The 15,925-nt window shown below is 65.2% G+C and carries 17 protein-coding genes; 11 read left to right on the forward strand and 6 right to left on the reverse strand.

Annotated features, from left to right (window positions below):
- Window positions 1-34 precede the first annotated feature (34 nt).
- The 7 genes from FBZ93_RS34395 (at window position 35) to FBZ93_RS34425 (ending at window position 5,806) form a co-directional block, all read left to right on the forward strand.
- Window positions 35-1,408: an aromatic ring-hydroxylating oxygenase subunit alpha gene (locus tag FBZ93_RS34395; RefSeq protein ID WP_146991856.1), complete on the forward strand. Its 1,374-nt coding sequence runs from the start codon at window positions 35-37 to the stop codon at window positions 1,406-1,408.
- Window positions 1,408-1,923 carry an aromatic-ring-hydroxylating dioxygenase subunit beta gene (locus FBZ93_RS34400; protein WP_146991857.1) on the forward strand — a complete coding sequence of 172 codons (516 nt, stop codon included), beginning with the start codon at window positions 1,408-1,410 and terminating at the stop codon, window positions 1,921-1,923. Before FBZ93_RS34395 ends, FBZ93_RS34400 begins: the two co-directional genes overlap by 1 nt.
- 8 nt (window positions 1,924-1,931) lie before the next feature.
- Window positions 1,932-2,255 (forward strand): non-heme iron oxygenase ferredoxin subunit, encoded by a 324-nt coding sequence (locus FBZ93_RS34405; RefSeq protein ID WP_146991858.1) that lies wholly within the window; start codon window positions 1,932-1,934, stop codon window positions 2,253-2,255.
- A 39-nt stretch (window positions 2,256-2,294) separates the two neighbouring features.
- The gene (locus tag FBZ93_RS34410; protein ID WP_146991859.1) at window positions 2,295-3,608 is read left to right on the forward strand and encodes an MFS transporter; all 1,314 of its coding nucleotides are present in this window, start codon (window positions 2,295-2,297) and stop codon (window positions 3,606-3,608) included.
- Window positions 3,605-4,198, forward strand: coding sequence for a MarR family winged helix-turn-helix transcriptional regulator (locus tag FBZ93_RS34415; RefSeq protein WP_146991860.1), 594 nt, complete (start codon window positions 3,605-3,607; stop codon window positions 4,196-4,198). Before FBZ93_RS34410 ends, FBZ93_RS34415 begins: the two co-directional genes overlap by 4 nt.
- Window positions 4,199-4,345: 147 nt before the next feature.
- Window positions 4,346-4,627 (forward strand): hypothetical protein, encoded by a 282-nt coding sequence (locus tag FBZ93_RS34420; protein WP_074127324.1) that lies wholly within the window; start codon window positions 4,346-4,348, stop codon window positions 4,625-4,627.
- Between the two features lie 225 nt (window positions 4,628-4,852).
- A complete protein-coding gene (locus tag FBZ93_RS34425; RefSeq protein ID WP_146991936.1) occupies window positions 4,853-5,806 on the forward strand; it encodes a helix-turn-helix domain-containing protein in 954 nt (317 codons plus the stop codon).
- A gap of 10 nt (window positions 5,807-5,816) precedes the next feature.
- Here FBZ93_RS34425 and FBZ93_RS34430 read toward each other — a convergent pair whose 3' ends face one another.
- On the reverse strand, window positions 5,817-6,686 hold the full coding sequence (locus FBZ93_RS34430; protein WP_146991861.1) for a DUF2066 domain-containing protein: 870 nt from the start codon (window positions 6,684-6,686) through the stop codon (window positions 5,817-5,819).
- A 180-nt stretch (window positions 6,687-6,866) separates the two neighbouring features.
- On the opposite strand from FBZ93_RS34430, the gene FBZ93_RS34435 reads away from it, so the two are divergent.
- Window positions 6,867-7,880, forward strand: a complete 1,014-nt coding sequence (locus FBZ93_RS34435; RefSeq protein ID WP_146991862.1) for a zinc-dependent alcohol dehydrogenase family protein — start codon at window positions 6,867-6,869, stop codon at window positions 7,878-7,880.
- A gap of 18 nt (window positions 7,881-7,898) precedes the next feature.
- Here FBZ93_RS34435 and FBZ93_RS34440 read toward each other — a convergent pair whose 3' ends face one another.
- Window positions 7,899-8,672 (reverse strand): enoyl-CoA hydratase-related protein, encoded by a 774-nt coding sequence (locus tag FBZ93_RS34440; protein WP_146991863.1) that lies wholly within the window; start codon window positions 8,670-8,672, stop codon window positions 7,899-7,901.
- A 104-nt stretch (window positions 8,673-8,776) separates the two neighbouring features.
- Between FBZ93_RS34440 and FBZ93_RS34445 the strand changes: the two genes are divergently transcribed.
- The 3 genes from FBZ93_RS34445 (at window position 8,777) to FBZ93_RS34455 (ending at window position 11,981) form a co-directional block, all read left to right on the forward strand.
- A complete protein-coding gene (locus tag FBZ93_RS34445; RefSeq protein ID WP_146991864.1) occupies window positions 8,777-10,366 on the forward strand; it encodes a gamma-glutamyltransferase in 1,590 nt (529 codons plus the stop codon).
- A gap of 47 nt (window positions 10,367-10,413) precedes the next feature.
- Window positions 10,414-11,268 carry an enoyl-CoA hydratase-related protein gene (locus FBZ93_RS34450; RefSeq protein WP_146991865.1) on the forward strand — a complete coding sequence of 285 codons (855 nt, stop codon included), beginning with the start codon at window positions 10,414-10,416 and terminating at the stop codon, window positions 11,266-11,268.
- 398 nt (window positions 11,269-11,666) lie between these two features.
- Window positions 11,667-11,981 carry an NIPSNAP family protein gene (locus FBZ93_RS34455; protein ID WP_146991866.1) on the forward strand — a complete coding sequence of 105 codons (315 nt, stop codon included), beginning with the start codon at window positions 11,667-11,669 and terminating at the stop codon, window positions 11,979-11,981.
- Window positions 11,982-12,041: 60 nt separating this feature from the next.
- Here the strand turns inward: FBZ93_RS34455 and FBZ93_RS34460 are convergent, their stop codons facing one another.
- The 4 genes from FBZ93_RS34460 to FBZ93_RS34475 form a co-directional block, all read right to left on the reverse strand.
- A complete protein-coding gene (locus FBZ93_RS34460) occupies window positions 12,042-13,334 on the reverse strand; it encodes an NAD(P)/FAD-dependent oxidoreductase (protein WP_146991867.1) in 1,293 nt (430 codons plus the stop codon).
- A gap of 191 nt (window positions 13,335-13,525) precedes the next feature.
- Window positions 13,526-14,257 carry an amino acid ABC transporter ATP-binding protein gene (locus FBZ93_RS34465; RefSeq protein ID WP_146991868.1) on the reverse strand — a complete coding sequence of 244 codons (732 nt, stop codon included), beginning with the start codon at window positions 14,255-14,257 and terminating at the stop codon, window positions 13,526-13,528.
- Window positions 14,254-14,907, reverse strand: a complete 654-nt coding sequence (locus FBZ93_RS34470) for an amino acid ABC transporter permease (RefSeq protein ID WP_146991869.1) — start codon at window positions 14,905-14,907, stop codon at window positions 14,254-14,256. The genes FBZ93_RS34465 and FBZ93_RS34470 overlap by 4 nt, the downstream gene beginning before the upstream one ends.
- A gap of 184 nt (window positions 14,908-15,091) precedes the next feature.
- A complete protein-coding gene (locus tag FBZ93_RS34475) occupies window positions 15,092-15,859 on the reverse strand; it encodes an ABC transporter substrate-binding protein (protein ID WP_146991870.1) in 768 nt (255 codons plus the stop codon).
- Between the last annotated feature and the right edge of the window lie 66 nt (window positions 15,860-15,925).

Genomic DNA, 15,925 nt, shown 5'->3' on the forward strand with positions numbered 1-15,925 from the left:
TGCACAGCCGGCGGCAAGTCGAAGGGAGGACGTGATGAACGCTGCTTCGCAGAACCACGCGGCTCGGCTGCGGGAGATTTCCCGGCTGATTGACGACCGGCCCAGCGAATGCATCTTCGAAGTCGATCGCCGGATCTTCACCGATCCCGAGGTGTTCGACGCCGAGCTGCGCCATATCTTCGAGGCCACGTGGAATTTCGTCGGCCTCGAATCCCAAATCGCCCGCCCCAACGACTTCGTCACCACCCATATCGGCCGGCATCCGATTCTCGTGATGCGAAGCGCCGAGGGCAAGGTCGGTGCGTTCCTCAACACCTGCCGGCATCGCGGAACGATCGTCTGCCCCTTCAAGCAGGGCCGTCAGAAGTTTCACGTCTGCCGCTATCACGGCTGGGCCTACGATTCGAGCGGCCGCAACATCTCGGTGACGGAGGAAGCGAGCGGACAGTATCCGCCGTCGTTCTCCAACCAGAACCACGATCTGCTCCCGGTCGCACGGCTCGGCTCGTATCGCGGCTTCCTGTTCGCGAGCCTCTCGGCCGACGTTCCGCAGCTGGAGGATTTTCTCGGCGACACCCGCGCCTTCCTCGACCTCATCATCGATCAGAGTGACAGCGGTGAAGTCGAATTCGTGCCCGGCGCCAGCACCTACACGTTCGACGCCAACTGGAAGCTGCAGTTCGAGAACGGCCTCGACTACTATCATTTCGCAACCACCCACAGCTCCTACGTCGACATCCTGAAGAAGCGCAACACGACCGCCGGACCGGACGCGGGCTTTACCGCGGAGCCGGAGGGCGAGCAGGAAGGGCAAGGCAGCTTCAGCTTCGACCATGGCCACGCCGTCAACTGGTCGATCAAGCGCACGCAGCTCTATGGCCGTCCGCTCGGCATGGATCCGGCGCGCCTCGATGCCGTGCGTCAGCGCGTCGGCAGCACCCGCGCCAAGTGGATGCTTCGGCAACGCAACCTCACGATCTTTCCGAACCTGCAGGTCATCGACATCCTGTCGGCGCAGGTGCGGACCTGGCGGCCGTTGGCGCCGGACAAGACCGAGATGGTGTCGCATTGCCTGGCACCGGTCGGCGAAAGCGCCGCGGCACGGACGATGCGCATTCGCAACTACGAGGACTTCTTCAACGCCTCGGGGCTCGCGAGCTCCGACGACAACGTCATGTATGAATTCTGCCAGACCGGCTATGAGGCGACCACCGCAGCGCCGACGCAAGGCTATCTGCGCGGCGTCGCGGACGTCGGCCGCGGCGAGAGCGCGCATACGCGCGAGCTCGGCGTAACCCCGTCCGAATGGTCGTTCGGCCCCCCGAGCTTCGGCGGCGAGACCAATTTCCACCCCGGCTATCGCGAATGGCGCAGGCTGTTGCAGCGCGCTGCGGGGGAGACGGTGTGATGGCTGGCAGCGCAATCGAACAAGCAGATGTCCACGCGATCGCTGCCGCTACCATCTACCGCGAGGCCCGCCTGCTCGACACCGGTGAATGGGCCGATTGGGTCGCGATGTACAGTGAGGATGCCGTCTATTGGGTGCCGGCATGGCTCGACGAATACACGACCACCAATGACCCCAACACGCAGGTCTCGCTGCTCTATCACGATGCACGGCGCGGGCTGGAGGAGCGGATCGCGCGCATCGAGTCGCGCAAATCGATCACCGCGCTGCCGCTGCCGCGCACCGTACATCAGATCTCGAACCTCGAAGCCTCCGAGACCGGCCCTGACGAAATCATTTGTCACTCGGTGTTCTCGATTCACGTCTACGACCCGCGCGTCGCCAAGGAGCATCTGCGTCACGGGCGCTATCAGCACACCCTGAGACGTGAAGGCGACACCTGGAAGATCGCGCGCAAGGTCATCACGCTGGTCAACGACCGGGTTCCGACCGTGCTCGATTTCTACAGCATCTGAGAGAACACATGACGGATCAGGGAACCTGGCACGACGCGGCCGCACTCAGCGCGCTGAGCGAAGGCGAGCCGTACGGCATCGAGATCGGCCATCATCACATCGCGCTCTATCGCGTCGGCAATGAATATTACGCCACGAGCAATATCTGCACCCATGCGGAGGCGCTGCTGTCCGACGGCATGCTGGACGGCTGCGAGATCGAATGCCCGCTGCATATGGGCCGCTTCGACATCCGGACCGGTGAGGCACTGTCAAGCCCGGTCGAGATCGACATTCAGACCTATCCGGTCCGCGCGGCAGGCGACAGGCTGGAAGTCTGCCTGCCCGCATAATCCAACCAACGAGAAAACCAAAAATCGGGGGAAACTGGGATGACCGAAGTCGTGATGGACAAGGCGGCGATAACGACCGCTGATGCAGAGATCGAACGCATCACGATCCGCAAGGTTGCGCTGCGCCTGATGTGGTTCGTGATGGCGATGTACTTTCTCGCCATTCTCGACCGCGGCAACATCTCCTTTGCCGCGCTGCAGATGAACAAGGAGCTCGGGCTCAATGCCGAGATGTTCGGCATCGCGGTCGGCATCATGTACTTCACCTACTCGATCTTCGAGATTCCGAGCAATCTGATCCTCAGCAAGTACGGCGCCCGCATCACGCTGACGCGGATCGCAATCCTGTGGGGCATCGCCACGGTGCTGATGGCCTTCACGCAGGGCCCGCTCAGCCTCTACGCATTCCGCGGCTTCCTCGGCTTTGCCGAGTCCGGCCTGTTTCCCGGCGTCATGCTGCTGCTCAGCCTCTGGTTTCCGTTCAGCTACCGCGCCCGCTACAATGCGATGTTCAATTATGCGGTGCCGATCTCCTATATCTTCGCCTCGCTGATCTCCGGCGCCATCCTCGAGCTGAATGGAACGTTCGGCATCTCCGGATGGAAATGGCTGTTCATCCTCGAAGGCGTGCCGCCCATCATCCTGGGGATCGTCGGCATCTTCTATCTGACCGACCGCCCGCAGCAGGCGAAATGGCTGTCGACGGCGCAGCGCAACTGGCTGACCGGCGCGCTGGAGCGTGACGCCAAGGCAACCGGGGTGGTGCATGCCGAGGGCGTGCTCAGGACCATCACCAAGCCGATGGTGCTGCTGTTCGGCCTGTGCAATTTCGGCCTGTTCTGCGGGCTGGCGTCGCTGTTCCCCTGGCTGCCGCAGATCATCAAGTCGTTCGGCCTGCCGAATTCACAGGTCGGCTTCGTCACCGCGATCCCGCCGATCGCCGGCCTGATCGGCATGATCGCGCTGTCGCGGCACTCTGATCATGTCGGCGAGCGTTTCTATTATGCGGCGACGACTTTCGTGATCGCCGCCGCGGGCTTTGCCATCGCCGCCTTCTCGACATCGCCCATCTGGATCATCATCGGGTTCATGGTCGCCAATGTCGGCGTCTACGGCACGCAGGCCGTGTTCTGGACCATCCCGCAATCCTACATGTCGCGGCAGAGCGCGCCGGGCGCGATCGGCCTGGTCGGCATGATCGGCAGCATCGGAGGCGCGACAATCCCGATCGTGATCGGACGCGCCAAGGACGCCTCGGGCAGTTTCACCATCGGGTTCCTCGTGGTAACAGGCGTCCTCCTCCTCGCGGCGGTCCTGGTCTTGATCGCCCGCTCTCAGCTCGTAAAAGAATGAAAAGCCGGACTGCCACAAGCCGAACCAAGGCGACTGCCCCGCGTCGCGCCCCGCAAGAGGACGCCCGCTCCGAACTGGTGATCGATTTCGAGCGTTACGTGCCGACGGTGCTGTCGAGCCTGGTCGCAAAGCTCCGCGCCAACGCCAACGCGTTCTTCCCGCAGGCCTATGGCGTGTCGCTCGCGGAATGGCGGGTGCTGTCCTTCCTCAGGGAGCACGAGCCCGCAAGCGCCTACGACATCTGGACCAATGCGCAGCTCGACAAGGCCGTCGTCAGCCGCGAGACGACCTCGCTGAAGAAAAAGGGTCTGATCGAACTGACCCCGGTCAGGGGCAGTGCCCGGAACCGGACCGAGATCCGCCTGACGGCTCAGGGCGTGGCGCTGCTCGACCGCAGCCTCGACGAAATCCTGCGCCGGCACAGCAACCTCACGGCCGGCCTCGACGCCAGGATGCTCGATGCTTTCTTCAGTGTCGTCGATCACATCGAGCACCGCATTCCTCACATGGCCGACCAGTCCGGAGATGCCGTGCCGGCGCACGCACCGGTCAAGCGGATTGCGAAACGGAGGCCGCCGAGCGGCGCCTGAAAGCGGTAGGCCGACGAGACGGCGAGCGCGCAGCTCGAAATACGCGTCACGTGGCGGTGAGTGCGCGAGGGAACCGGGCGTAATTTATGTTTCAGTAAGCAAGTTGTAGCTAGGATCGATCAGTGCGTTGCGTATGGGAGACTTCCAGTGATCGACTTTGACGAACTTCGTAGTATCGCCGCGGATGTTCGTATCTTCATCGACGCATCGGAAGACAAGGGCGGCGCCTTGAAGGCCATCGTCGATGCCTATGACGTCGTGCTCGGCATTTTCCCGGCCGGCCCCGGCATGGACCTTCATGTGGTCAAGGGCAACGAGGTGCTCAATCACATCGCGCAGACCCAGGCCTCGACCGGTTTCACGCACACCGCCATTGCATTCCAGACCCGCGAGCAAGCGGTTGCGCTCGAGCACTTGATGGCGGCCTGACCGCCGGCGCGCCGCTGCCAGAAGCTGCGCATTTCGCTTTAAGATCAAACGATTGCCCACCGTGCAGCGGGCGATATGCACTTTGTGCCAGTCCCGCCCCGAAGGTGCGCGCGGTCTGCCAAAACAGCGTCCCCGCCCCTTCAATTCCGCGCTGTCGTCCGCGTTGCCTTCCCGAGCAAAACCGGCAAGAATCCCATTCACGATTCAGCCGTGGGACGCGTGGATATGGGCAAGCACCTGTCGGTTCACACCGGCGAGCTTGACGGCTTCGAGGGACTTCACGACGCCGTCAAAGGCTCGCATGTCGAAGTCATGCAGCTCGAGCGCGGCAAGCTGCGCGGCACCTTGTCCCATGTCGGGATCGGCGATTTTTCGCTCAGCATCGGCGCCTTCAATGTCGGGGTCCGGACCCAGCGCATCTCGACCGATCCAAAATTGATCATCGGAATGCTGCTGAACGCGACGGATCGGGTCACGCATTGGGCATTCGACATGCAGCCGGCCGACGTGCTGGTGATCCCTCCATCGGTCGAGCATGACGGGGTCTTTCACAAGGCCTCCTCCTATGCGGCGATCCGCTTCGACATGGCCGATCTTCCCGACCTGTTCGGCGGCGAGCCGCGGCTCGCCGATGCCGAAGCATGGCAGGCCAAGAACCACTTTCGTGCCGACCCCGCCATCGGCATGAGCGCCGCCGACCGGCTGCCGCAGATCATCGCGCATCTCGCCCAGTATCCGGACGCGCTGTCGGAGGCGTCGGCCGAATTCTGGAAGCGCGCGATCATCGACTGCGTGACCGCGACGGTTGTCACGTCGCTGCCGCCGGACGGAACCAGCTATCTGCCGTCGGCGATGAAGCTGGTGCGCGACGTCGAGGACTACCTGCACGCCGCGGGCGCCCGTCCGGTCCATGTCTCGGAAATCTGCACCGAGCTTCGGCTGTCGCGGCGCAGCCTGCACCGCGCCTTCCACGAGGTGTTCGGCGTCGGCCCGGTGACGTTCCTGCGCTACAAGCGGCTTTGCATGATCCGTTCGATCCTGCGCGAAAGCCGGCCGGAGCAGACCACCGTTTCCAAGGTTGCGATCGAACAGGGCTTCATCGAGCTCGGACGTTTCTCGCAGTATTACCGCGCGATGTTCGGGGAATACCCGTCGCAGACGCTTGGTTACGCCGGCTAGACCGCGCGGCTCATTTCGATCGCCCCGGATCGCCATTGCCGGACAGCACCTGCGCGGCGCCGCCGATACCGCGGCGGAAGGCTTCATCGAAGGTGACGCCGCGGAACTGCCATTTGTAGTCCCGGCCGTGCCAGGCCGTCCGCCATTGCGTGGCCCAGCCGAGATCGTTGTCATCCCAGAGCAGCCGTCCGATCAGAATGGCCTCGCCGCCCTGCGGCGCCACGATCGAACTCAGCTTTGCGGGCGGCACCTTCAGGAGCTCCGCGGCCGTGACGCTGGCGCGCGTCAACGCGGCCGTATCCGGCAGCACGAAGCGCATGCCGCGCTTGCCGGCCGCAGCCGCGAGTGCATCGCGCTGCAAATCGGACTGCGTCCCGTCTGATGTCACGATGGTGTCCTTCGGACCGTGCTGCATCTCGACGAAGACGCCGAGCACCGGGCGCTGCGATCGCCACGGCCTGAGCCCGAGCTTGCCGAGAATGCCGTCGATCTTGGTCTCGTCGAACGCCACCGTCAGGTCGTAGGGCCGGTCGCGGGTGCCCTGCTCGTCATGATGCGGCTTGCCGGCATATTGGTCGTGATAGTCGAAACTGCTGACGAACTCCTTCGCCCTGGATTTGTAGCCTGCGAGACGGCGGTCGCTTGCCAGCATCGGCTGGCCGGAAACCTTGATCAGGACGTCCTCCAGACATGCACCGAAGCCGATGATGCGGTTCGGCTCGCCCTGGCCGGTGACGACGGTCTGCGCACGGTAGAGGCTGTCGTCGGCGGCCGCTATCACGATACCGCAACAAGTCAACGCAGCGGCGAGCAGCACGCGGACCACGCTGCGTGCGAGCGTGGCGATCGGATCGCGTTTCGTCTCAAGCAAGGCAGCCATGGTCACCTCCGCCCGGTCACTTCATCAACGGCACAGATTGGCGGTAATCTTCGGCAGCGCCAAGTTGTTCGGGCGTGGGCACCGCGCTATGGCCACCCGCGGCAGCCATGACATATGCTCGGTGCAGGTGCGGCAGCGCCGGAACCGCTGCCCAGGACAAAAACATCCAGGAGACGTCCCGTGAAATGCTATGAGTTGCAAGGCCCCGGCGGCGTCGACGCGCTTGCGCTGGTCGACAAGCCGGTTCCGCAGGCCGGCCACGGCGAAGTGCTGGTGCGGCTGAAGGCGGCGACGCTGAACTATCGCGACCTGCTCACGGTCAAGGGCGGCTACGGCTCGCGGCAGAAATTTCCGCTGGTACCGGTCTCCGACGGCGCCGGCGTGGTCGAGTCGGTCGGCCCCGGAGTAAGAAGTTTCGCACCCGGCGATCGTGTGACCGGCAGCTTCTTCGAAAGCTGGCTCGGCGGCGAGCCGAGCGAGGCGCGGATGCGCGCAGCACTCGGCGGCAGCGTCGACGGCGTGCTGACCGAGTACCGGGTCTTCCCGGCGCACGCGCTGGTGCGCACGCCGGACCATCTCAGCGACATCGAGTCTGCGGCGCTGCCATGCGCCGGCCTCACGGCGTGGAGCGCGGTGGTCAAGCTCGGCGACATCAAGCCGGGACAGACGGTGCTGACCCAGGGCACCGGCGGCGTCTCGCTGTTCGCGCTGCAATTCGCCAAGATGTGCGGTGCCCGCGTCATCGCCACCTCTTCCAGCGACGCCAAGATCGCGCGGCTGAAACAGCTCGGCGCCGATGTCACGCTGAACTACAAGACCACGCCCGACTGGGGCAAGAAGGCGCGCGAGCTGACCGGGCGCGGCGTCGATCTCGTGGTCGAGGTCGGCGGCGTCGGCACGTTGAACGAGTCGATCCGCGCAACACGAATTGGCGGCACCATCGCCTTCATCGGCGTGCTCGCAGGTCCTGCCTCGTCCGACTCGCGGCTGCCGCTGATGGTGATGCAGCAGCAGCGGCTGCAGGGCGTCACCGTCGGCTCGATCGAGGATCTGCAGGCGCTGTGCGACGGCATCAGCATGCACGGCGTCAAGCCCGTGATCGACAAGGTGTTCGCGTTCGATGAGGTCAAGGACGCGTTCGCTCACATGGCGAGCGGCGCGCATTTCGGCAAGATCGCGATTGCGATCGGGTAGTATCGGCGCGGCCAAACTCTAGCGCCCCGTGAACTGGGCCTTGCGCTTCTCGACGAAGGCATTGCGGCCTTCCTGTGCGTCGGCGCTTTCGCGGATGATCGACTGCAGCTCGATCTCGCGGCGGAACTGCTCGGCGTAGCTCGCGTGCTCGCTCTCCTCGAGCAGCTGCCGTGTCGCGACCAGCGCCCGCGTCGGGCCATCGGCGAGGCGACCGGCGAGCACTTTTGCCTCGTCGAGCAGCTTCGCGTCGTCGACGACGTCGCGCACCAATCCCCACTCCTTGGCCCGTTCGGCCGACAGCGGCTCGTTCAGCAGCATCAGGTCGAGCGCGCGCTGGCGCCCGATCAGGCGCGGCAGCAGCCAGGTCGAGCCGAGGTCGGGCACCAGGCCGATCCGGCTGAACACCTGGATGAAGCTCGCTGAGCGCGCGGTCAGGATGATGTCGCCGGACATCGCAAGGCTGAAGCCGCCGCCGGCCGCGACGCCGTTGACCGCGACCACCACCGGCATCCGGCACTCGCGCAAGGCCTGCAGCGCCGGCCAATAGTGCTTCATCACGCCGACATAGATGTTGTCGCCGAGCGAGTTGAACGCCTTCAGATTCTGCCCGGAGCAGAAGCCGCGCCCCTCCCCGGTCAGGACCAGTGCGCGAATACCGGGGTCGACACCCATCTCGCCGACCGCGCGCGCGAGATCGCCGAGCAGTTCCGGCGTCATCGCGTTCAGGCTGGCCGGATCGTTCAGCGTCAGGATGCCGACCTTGCCGTCCCGTTCGCGCTTCACACCGCTCATTTTCCGCTCCCTGAAATTGGTTCTTGTTGTTGCACTGACAGTGCCATGCCTGACATGCTACGCCAACGTGCCCCACCCGCAACAAGAACAGCGAAAGCAACGCCATGTCTGACCAGTTCTCCAACTCGCAAGTGATCCGCAAGCCAGCCGTCAGCGCCAAGGGTGGCATCGTCGCGGCGCAATCGCGCAAGGCGGCCGAGGTCGGCGCGGAGGTCTTGGCAGCGGGCGGCGATTGCGTCGACGCCGTGATCGCAACCACCTTTGCCCTTGGCGTGCTGGAGCCGTGGATGAGCGGCGCAGGCGGCGGCGGCGCGATGGTGCTGTATCGCGCCAAGGAGAACCGCGTCGAGGTGATCGACTACGGCATGCGCGCGCCCGACGGCCTCCGCCTGGAGGATTATCCGCTGACCGGCGGCGCGGCCTCCGACCTGTTCCCGTGGGCCCGCGTCAAGGACGACCGCAACCTGCACGGCCCCGGCTCGATCGCCGTGCCCGGCGTCGTCGCCGGCATGGAAGAGGCGCATCGCCGCCACGCCAGAATGCCCTGGGGGGATCTGCTGGCGCCGAGCGTCAAGCTCGCCGGCGAGGGCCTGCTGGTCGATTGGTGGACCACCGACATGATCGCTAGCTCCGCCGCCGATCTGCGGCGCTATCCGGCCAGCGCCGCAGCCTATCTGCAGGATGGCCTGCCGCCGAACGCGCAATGGGGCATCCGCTCGGTGGTCCGCATGCCGCAGGACGCATTGAAGGCGACGATGGCGCAGCTTGCCGCGGCGGGTCCGCGCGACTTCTACGAGGGCGATCTGGCGCGCAGCATCGCCGACGACATCCAGGCCGCCGGCGGCGCGTTGTCGGTGCACGATCTCGCCGCCTTCCGCGCTCATCTGCGCGAGCCGCTGAAAATTCCCTATCGCGGCGGCACGGTCTACGCGACGCCGGAACTGACCGCCGGGCCCACCATGGCGCGCACGCTCGGTCTCCTGCAGAAGGCGCTCGCGCCGGCGCAAGGCGGACCGGATGCGGCGGCTTACGCGGCCTATGCCGAGGCGCTGCAAGCGGCGTATCGCGAGCGCCTCAAGGACATGGGCGACGTCGACGGCCGCCGCGCGCTCGGCACGGAGGCGATCGCGCCAAGCTGCACCACGCATTTCTCCGCGGTCGACCGCGACGGCAACATGGCTGCGGTGACACAGACCCTGCTGTCGACCTTCGGCTCCAAATTCGTGACGCCGAACACTGGACTGACCATGAACAACGGCATCATGTGGTTCGATCCGGTGCAGGGCAATCCGAACTCGCTCGCGCCCGGCAAGCGCTGCCTGACCAACTACACGCCCGTGGTCGCGGAAGCGGCCGATGGCCGCCGTCTCGCCGCCGGCGCATCCGGCGGCCGCCGCATCCTGCCCGCGGTGTCGCAGCTCATCTCCTTCGTGATGGATTTCGGCATGGATCTCGACGCCGCGATCCATCAGCCACGCATCGACGCCAGCGAGGGCGCGGTCGTAATCGGCGATGTCCGCCTCCCGCAAGCCGTGCGTGAGGCGCTGCGCGGCCGCTTCGACTATGAGGAGGCACGCATCCAGACCCAGCCGAAGAAGTTCGCTTGCCCCAGCATCGTGCTGCGCGACGGCACAACAAACAGCGGCGCCACCGAGCCGTTTCATCCGTGGAGCGATGCAATCGCTGAGCGGTGAGAAGGTCACGACGCGCGCATAACAACAACAATCTCGGGAGGGCCGTCATGAACTACCAACAGATCACATGCGACATCGACGGCCCCCTGATGATCGTCACGCTCAACCGCCCCGATAAGCTCAACGCTTACACCGGCACGATGGGCGCGGAGATCGCCGATGCGTTCCAGCGCGCCGACGAGGACGACAATGTCCGCGCCATCATCGTCACCGGCGCGGGCCGTGCGTTCTGCGCCGGCGCCGACGTCTCCGGCGGCGCCAACAGCTTCGACACCTCCGGCAGCCACGGCGCCGGCGTGTTCGCAAGCGCCGGCCAGCGCAGCGGCCGCTTCGTCGAGGCGATTTTCAACTGCCGGAAGCCATCGATCGCCGCGATCAACGGCGCTGCGGTCGGCGTCGGCATCACCATGACGCTGCCGATGGATATCCGCATCGCGTCTCGCGGCGCCAAGATCGGCTTCATCTTTGCGCGCCGCGGGCTGGTGCCGGAGGCCGGCAGCGCTTGGTTCTTGCCGAAGCTCGTCGGCCTGCCGCAGTCGCTGCGCTGGTGCCTGTCCGGCCGCACCTTCGATGCGGACGAGGCGCAGGCCGGCGGCCTCGTCAGCGAGGTGGTCGAGCCCGACGCCCTGCTCAAGCGGGCGCGGCAGATCGCCCACGAGATGACGGCGGAGACCTCGGCGGTGTCGGTCGCGCTGACCCGCCAGATGCTCTGGCGCTTCGCCGGCGCACCCGACCCGTTCGAACTGCTCGCGATCGACAAGCCGATGTCGGTCGAGCGCGGCGGCCACGCCGACGTGCGCGAGGGTGTGCAGTCCTTCATCGAAAAGCGCAAACCCGCCTTTCCGGGCAAGGTCTCGCAGGACATGCCGAGCCAGTATCCGTGGTGGCCGGCGGCGGAGTGAAGCGGGGTCGCGGCGCGGAGACCGTTGTGCTTGAAGCCGATGTCGCGCATCACCCACCTTGTCGTCCCGGCGCAGGCCGGGACCCATAACCACAGGGGTGTGTTGTTGAAGAAGGCTGCGGCCACGGCGTCGCGCAACAATGAGCATCGGTGGTTATGGGTCCCGGCCCCCCGTGCGCAATTGCGCACTAGGCCGGGACGACATCGAGAATGTTGCACGGTTGGTTAGTCAAACATCTGCATTCTCGCGACACGAACTGTCCGAGTCTTGCCTCTTGTTTCGCCGCTCCTCAAACAGAGGGCGCAGGGAAAGCCGGGTGCCGATCGTACCCATGGCACGAATCCATCGCTGCGCTATAGTGGGAAGCCTCGGTCAACGATGGGTTGGAGCACCGCAGAATGATTACCTGCTACCTGCGTTATGAGATCAGGCTGGGCAAGCTCGCCGACTTCGAAGCCTATGCTGCCATGTGGCTTGAGCTGCTGCCGCGGTTTGGCGGTATCCATCACGGCTACTTCCTGCCATCGGAAGGCGCGAGCGACGTCGCGTTGGCGATGTTCAGCTTTCCGAGCCTCGCCGCCTACGAGCAATATCGGAAGGATTCCGCCGCCGATCCGGACGTGCAGAAAGCAATAGCTTTCGCCAAGGAGACCGGCTGCTTCACGCGCTATGATCGGTCGTTTTTCCGGCCGTTGTTTCCGAAGGCGGCGTAAGGCCTGAGAAGCCAGCTGCGGGGTCATCGCGCCGATCGAGCACTCCCCGGTTTCGATCGCCTACACCCCGAGCTTGTCCCGCACCCGCCCGGTCAGCACCGCCGTGGTGACGCCGACCCGCCAGAAGGCGTGCATCGGGATCGGCTTGATGCCGGTCACGGGCATGTCGATCTCCGCCTTCGCGCCGCCGATCAGGCGGCGGGCGAGTTGCGCGCCCATCGCGGTCGAGAGCGCGACGCCGCGGCCGTTGCAACCGAGCGAGATCAGAAAATTCTCCGCTGGCTCATGGACATGCGGATAGTGATCGGCGGTGATGGCGAGACGGCTGTTCCAGCCATGGGTCCAGTTGACGCCCTTGAGCTGCGGCCACAGCCGTTCGGCGTAGCGGATCAGATAGGCGACGTCGGCCGGCTTGCTGATCCAGCGCATCGGGCCGCGACCTCCCATCAAGAGCCGATTGTGCTGGTCGATGCGGTAATAGACCGTGATATGGCCGCTCTCGTAGAGCACCGGACGCGTTGGCATGATCGAACGCGCAACCTCGTCGGACAGCGGCGCGGTCGCCGCGATCGACGAGAACACCGGCACGATGGTGCGGCGGAGCGCAGGCCAGAGATCATCGGTAAAGCCGTTGGTCGCGAGCAGTACCTTGTCGGCGTGCACGATTGCACGCGGGGTTTCGATCCGCCAGCGGCCGCCGTCGCGGCGCAACGACAGCGCCGGCGTCTCGCCGTGGACGGCAACGCCGGCGCCGATCGCCGCGCGCGCCAGCCCACGCGCATAGCTCAGCGGATGCAAATCGCCGCCGCGCGCATCGAGCATGGCGCAGAGGTAACGGTCGCTGCCGGTCATCTCGCGCAGCTCGGCGGCGTTGAGCAGCTTGACCGGCATGCCGCGCCGGATGCACTGCTTGGCCGTGGTCTCGATCGCCGCGGCGCTCGCCTCGTTGTAGGCGGCGCGCAGCGTGCCGTTCTGCCGCGCCTCGCAGGGAATCTGATAGCGGCGGATCAGATCATGGGTGAAGTTGGTGGTGCCGTAGGAGAATGCGATCATGCGGCGGCCGAGTTCGGCGCCGAAATCCTGCTCGATCTGGTCGGGATCGTGCTTCAGCCCGGGATTGGTCTGCCCGCCATTGTTGCCGGACGCGCCCCAGCCCGGCTCCTGCGCCTCCAGCACGGTCGCGGGCACGCCCTGCTCGGCGAGATGCAGCGCGGTCGACAGGCCGGTGAAGCCGCCGCCGATGATCGCGACCGGCACGCTCTTGTCTGACGTCAGCGGAGGCGTCGGCGTCGCCTCGACCGCGGTGTCGGCATAGAGGCTCGGTGGCAGCGGCAGACGGGTGGGCGGAGTCATGATTGAAGCACTCGTCTTACCTCTCCCATCGGGAGAGGTCGGCGCGAAGCGCCGGGTGAGGGGTTCAGGTCCCACGAGAGAGCGTCACCCCTCACCCGGATCGCATCTGACGATGCGATCCGACCTCTCCCACAAGGGGAGAGGTGGACCGTTGGCATGGCAACGTCTCGATTCAAGTCAACCATCATCGATCACAGCGGATGCAGCACGCGGCGCAGGAAATCCTGGGTGCGCGGGTGCTGCGGTTGGTTGAGGACGGATTTGGCGGCGCCCTGCTCGACGATGACGCCGCCGTCGATGAACAGCACGCGGTCGGCGACGTCGCGGGCAAAGCCCATTTCATGCGTGACGACCACCATGGTCATGCCGTCATCGGCGAGCTTGCGCATCACCGACAGCACCTCGCCGACCAGCTCGGGATCGAGCGCCGAGGTCGGCTCGTCGAACAGGATCGCCTTCGGCTGCATCGCCAGTGCGCGTGCGATCGCGACGCGCTGCTGCTGGCCGCCGGAGAGTTTTGGCGGATGCACCTCGGCCTTGTCGGCGAGCCCGACCTGGGCGAGCAGCGCGCGGCCGCGGGCAATCGCCTGTTCGCGCGGCTCCTTCTTCACATAAAGCGGGCCCTCGATGACGTTCTCGAGCGCGGTGCGATGCGGAAACAGGTTGAAGCGCTGGAACACCATCGAGACCTGGGTGCGGATCGACACGATCGAGCGGTCATTGCTGTCGACGCGCGCGCCCTCGACGCTGATCTCGCCGCGATCGTAGCTCTCGAGCCCGTTGATGCAGCGCAGGATGGTCGACTTGCCGGAGCCCGACGGGCCGATGATGCAGACCACCTCGCTTTTGGCGACGGACGCCGTGATGCCCTTCAGCACCTCGACCTTGCCGAAGCTCTTGTGGACGTCGTTGAGCTCGATCATTTGCGGTTCGCCTTGTTCTCGAAATGCCGAACCAGCAGGATGAGCGGAATGCTCATGGTGAGGTACATCAGCGCAACCAGCGTGAACACGCTGGTGTTCTTGAAGGTCGAGGAGGCGATCAGCTTGCCCTGCAGCGCGAGCTCGGCGACCGTGATGGTGGACGCTTGCGAGGAATCCTTCAGCATCATGATCATGATGTTGCCGTAGGGCGGCAGGATGATCCTGACCGCCTGCGGCAGCACCACGCGGCGCATGGTGAGCCACCAGCCCATGCCGATAGTCTGCGCCGCCTCGATCTGTCCCCTGTCGATCGCCTCGATGCCGGCGCGGAAATTTTCCGCCTGATAGGCCGAATAGGCGATGCCGAGCCCGATGATCGCGGCCTGCAGCGCTGACAGCGCGATGCCGAAATCGGGCATCACGAAATAGATGTAGAACAGCAGCACGATGATCGGGATGCCGCGGATCACATTGATCAGCGCGGCGCTGAGCCAAACGAGGATGCGGATGCCGGATACCCGCATCAGCGCCCACACTAGGCCGAGCACGGTCGACAGCAACAGCGAGCCGACGGTGACGACGATGGTCAGCCAGACACCCTGCAACAGGATCGGCACGAACTCGACGGCGTCATGGAAGAATTTTTGCATCGGCTCAGCTAGACTTATCCAGTTCGGTCACGTGCACGAACATTGTTTCCGTCACCCTGAGGAGCGCGTAGCGCGTCTCGAAGGGTCGACGGCCACCAGCCGGGCCGTGCATCCTTCGAGACGCGGCGAAGACGCCGCTCCTCAGGATGACGGATCACTCGAGGTGCCAGCGAAAGCGCAGCCCTCACGACGCGCTGGCCTTCTGGCCCCATTTCTCCAGTATCTTCGCGATCGTGCCGCTGGCCTTCAGCTTCGCGAGCGAGGCGTTGATCTTGCCGAGCAGCTCGGTGTCGCTCTTGCGGACGCCGATCGCAACCGTGCCCACCGTGACGGGCTTGTAGCCGTCGACCAGCCGGACGTCGGCGAAATTGCCCTGCTGCAGATTGTAGGCGAGGATCGGATAGTCGGCGAAACCGGCCTTGAGGCGGCCGGCATTCACGTCGCGCAGGATGTCGGGAATGGTGTCGTAGACCTTGACCTCGCTGAACAGCCCGGTCTTCTTCAGCGCATCGACGAACGCGGTGCCGACCTGGGCACCGACCACGGTGCCTTTCAGATCTTCCTGCGAGGCATAGGCCTTGGTGTCGGACTTCGGCACCACCAAGCCTTCACCGTAGGTATAGACCGGCTCGGAGAAGTCGATCACCTCCTTGCGCGCGGCGGTGGCGAACATCGCGGCGGCAATGATGTCGATCTTGTTCGCGGTCAGCGAGGGGATCAGCGCCGAGAACTGCATCGGCTCGATCTGCACGGTAAAGCCGGCGTCCTTGCCGATCTCGGAGGCGAGATCGACCATGATGCCCTGGATCGAATTGGTCTTGGTGTCGAGGAAGGTGAAGGGGATGCCGGTCGGCGTCGAGCCGACCTTGAGCACCTGCTGCGCCACCGACGGCGCGCTCACGGCAAGGGCAAGCGCCGCCACCGCGGCCTGAACGAGACGCTGAAACGACATCGCACCACCTCCCAAACTGGCGCCGGTGCCGCCTCGCCCGCTGTGTCAGCGCTTTTGGTTGCGGGC

This window comes from Bradyrhizobium macuxiense (assembly GCF_007993935.1).
GTDB lineage: Bacteria > Pseudomonadota > Alphaproteobacteria > Rhizobiales > Xanthobacteraceae > Bradyrhizobium > Bradyrhizobium macuxiense_A.

Coding starts and splice junctions, on each gene's coding strand:
- FBZ93_RS34470 (WP_146991869.1), bottom strand. CDS start 14,907: ATGCAAAAATTCTTCCATGACGCCGTCGAGTTCGTGCCGATCCTGTTG.
- FBZ93_RS34440 (WP_146991863.1), bottom strand. CDS start 8,672: ATGAGCGGTGTGAAGCGCGAACGGGACGGCAAGGTCGGCATCCTGACG.
- FBZ93_RS34475 (WP_146991870.1), bottom strand. CDS start 15,859: ATGTCGTTTCAGCGTCTCGTTCAGGCCGCGGTGGCGGCGCTTGCCCTT.
- FBZ93_RS34415 (WP_146991860.1), top strand. CDS start 3,605: ATGAAAAGCCGGACTGCCACAAGCCGAACCAAGGCGACTGCCCCGCGT.
- FBZ93_RS34405 (WP_146991858.1), top strand. CDS start 1,932: ATGACGGATCAGGGAACCTGGCACGACGCGGCCGCACTCAGCGCGCTG.
- FBZ93_RS34400 (WP_146991857.1), top strand. CDS start 1,408: ATGGCTGGCAGCGCAATCGAACAAGCAGATGTCCACGCGATCGCTGCC.
- FBZ93_RS34445 (WP_146991864.1), top strand. CDS start 8,777: ATGTCTGACCAGTTCTCCAACTCGCAAGTGATCCGCAAGCCAGCCGTC.
- FBZ93_RS34450 (WP_146991865.1), top strand. CDS start 10,414: ATGAACTACCAACAGATCACATGCGACATCGACGGCCCCCTGATGATC.
- FBZ93_RS34465 (WP_146991868.1), bottom strand. CDS start 14,257: ATGATCGAGCTCAACGACGTCCACAAGAGCTTCGGCAAGGTCGAGGTG.
- FBZ93_RS34460 (WP_146991867.1), bottom strand. CDS start 13,334: ATGACTCCGCCCACCCGTCTGCCGCTGCCACCGAGCCTCTATGCCGAC.
- FBZ93_RS34455 (WP_146991866.1), top strand. CDS start 11,667: ATGATTACCTGCTACCTGCGTTATGAGATCAGGCTGGGCAAGCTCGCC.
- FBZ93_RS34430 (WP_146991861.1), bottom strand. CDS start 6,686: ATGGCTGCCTTGCTTGAGACGAAACGCGATCCGATCGCCACGCTCGCA.
- FBZ93_RS34425 (WP_146991936.1), top strand. CDS start 4,853: ATGGGCAAGCACCTGTCGGTTCACACCGGCGAGCTTGACGGCTTCGAG.
- FBZ93_RS34410 (WP_146991859.1), top strand. CDS start 2,295: ATGACCGAAGTCGTGATGGACAAGGCGGCGATAACGACCGCTGATGCA.
- FBZ93_RS34395 (WP_146991856.1), top strand. CDS start 35: ATGAACGCTGCTTCGCAGAACCACGCGGCTCGGCTGCGGGAGATTTCC.